The sequence below is a fragment of the Haloferax sp. Atlit-6N genome (assembly GCF_003383195.1).
Lineage (GTDB): Archaea > Halobacteriota > Halobacteria > Halobacteriales > Haloferacaceae > Haloferax > Haloferax gibbonsii.
Genome location: NZ_QEQJ01000012.1, coordinates 1 through 1930, shown reverse-complemented (window position 1 = coordinate 1930; position 1930 = coordinate 1). Strand labels below are relative to the sequence as shown.

Below are 1930 nucleotides of genomic sequence, written 5' to 3'. Positions count from 1 at the left end.
GGCGGAAGGCAGTGACTTCGCGCAGGCAGATCGCGCACAGATGGCTGGCGGGAATCTCGTTTCGACCGTCCTCGGCATCGCGGTCGCAGTGATCGTCGGTGTTGGGGTGGCTATCCCGGTCGTCAACGACGTCCTCGCAGACGCCAATATCACGGGTCTGACGGCAACGATTGTCGGTTTTATCCCGGTGATGCTCGGCGTCCTGATCTTCGTCGCGACGGTCGGCCCCATTATGGGTCAGTAATCCGAGATTCGGAGTCTAACTACCAATGCCGTCCAAAAAAGCCACACTCGTCGTCGGGCTCGCGCTGGCCGCAGCGGTCGGTGTCATCGGCCTCAGCGTCGCTGCACCGGTCGTCAACTCTTCTACCGGCACCGTGAGCCAGACGAACGAAACGGTGACGGCATCCACTGGTGATGTTGAATCACTTCGCGGCTACAACATCGATGCCGCGTCAGTCGTTGTGTACGGTTACAACGATACCTCTGGATCCTACGAAACGACGACTGAGTACACGCTGTACGAAGACCCAGGTGATATCGAATTCGACATCCAGAATTCGACCCTTATCGACGACGGCGAAGACGTGAAAGTGACGTACGACTACCAGGCGACCAGCGGCATCACGAGCCTTGTGGCCGGATATCTCCCACTCGGAATCGCACTGATGGTGCTCGTCACGGTCGCATCGCGCGTCGAGGAGCTGATGTGACGTGCTGCTCGAAACGACAGCACTCCTCGTCGCGATCGGCCTGGCTACCTGGACCTTAGGCGAGTTTTTTTCATATACTGGTCTCGGCGTGATCGGCGGCGCGATGGTGCTGGTCGCGGGTAGCGCGATCGCACTGACTGGACTGCAGGTCCGCAGTGGCGTCGAACGCGAGTTTGCATACCAGATTGTCAACAACGAGACCGTCGTCGCGAACAGCACGGCCGACGCGACTGTCAGAACGACTGACGTCGGCGCGGCACTGGGCGCGACGGTGATCGGATCGCTCGGGATCGGCGGCCTGCTGATGCTACTCGGCGGGGTGCTGATCTCGCAGTCACTTTTCGATGACGGAGTGTTTGCATAATGAACACGCAGAAACAACGAACCAACGGACAAGCAACAGGACCTCCCCAAGACGGGCCGCGAGACGAACTCGACGTCGCACACGAGATCATCACGCCAACCACCTACGAACAGGTGCTCCGCGAGGTTGGCCTCGGCTCTGGCGTCTACGATTCTGACGACATCTCGATGCAGATGCGGTCGTTCCGCAAAGGAATGATCGTCGACACAGCGTTCGACGAGTTGCTCTTCAAGCGGGCCGTGTACGAGACGAAGGTCCGCCTGGCGGATAACGGGTACACGCACTACAACGAGACGACAGATAACGTCCAACACTGGGATCCCGTCGACGACGAGATGCTCGAAGAGATGGGGCGCACCCAAGCGATTCGCAAGCGCGGCAAAGAGATCTGGGAGTCGCTGTCGCAACCCGGCGAGCCCATCTCCGAAAAGCAAGCGGCTGCGATGGCCGAGTACATCGGCGTTGATGGAATCAAACCCGTGTTCTGGCGGCTGATGGCGGCCTATCACGAAGCCTCGAAAGGCCGTGAAGGCCGGACGCAGGACAACTACTTCCAGCGCGTCAAGAAGAGCCTCGTCAACGAGATCTCGTCCGATGGCAGCGGCGGACGTTTTTCGTTCGGAGGCGGTAACTGATGTTGGCGATACTACCGCAGTGGTTGTTCTACCTGCTCAGCGGGCTGTTACTCGGCCTTCTCGCCGGCGCCGCTGGCGTCTGGTACGCAGTCAACCGGACGTCGCTCGAAGAGGAAGTCGAAAAGACGCTCGTCGAGGGCGACAACGGCCCCGCTGAGTTTGAGGCGGTCGAGGTTTCGCTGACGCCGATGGACTGGATTCGCGCGGGCCGACACCTG

General features: G+C 60.1%; 5 protein-coding genes. All 5 read left to right on the top strand.

Annotated features, from left to right (window positions below):
• Positions 1-244: hypothetical protein (locus DEQ92_RS20810; RefSeq protein ID WP_233516922.1), on the top strand; the 244-nt coding region annotated here is incomplete at its 5' end.
• A 25-nt stretch (positions 245-269) separates the two neighbouring features.
• Complete coding sequence (locus tag DEQ92_RS20805) at positions 270-713, top strand: hypothetical protein (protein ID WP_115821709.1); 444 nt, start codon at positions 270-272, stop codon at positions 711-713.
• 1 nt (position 714) lies between these two features.
• The gene (locus tag DEQ92_RS20800) at positions 715-1077 is read left to right on the top strand and encodes a hypothetical protein (RefSeq protein WP_115821708.1); all 363 of its coding nucleotides are present in this window, start codon (positions 715-717) and stop codon (positions 1075-1077) included.
• The gene (locus DEQ92_RS20795) at positions 1077-1712 is read left to right on the top strand and encodes a hypothetical protein (protein ID WP_115821707.1); all 636 of its coding nucleotides are present in this window, start codon (positions 1077-1079) and stop codon (positions 1710-1712) included. Before DEQ92_RS20800 ends, DEQ92_RS20795 begins: the two co-directional genes overlap by 1 nt.
• Positions 1712-1930: hypothetical protein (locus DEQ92_RS20790; RefSeq protein ID WP_147299526.1), on the top strand; the 219-nt coding region annotated here is incomplete at its 3' end. The genes DEQ92_RS20795 and DEQ92_RS20790, both read left to right, overlap by 1 nt.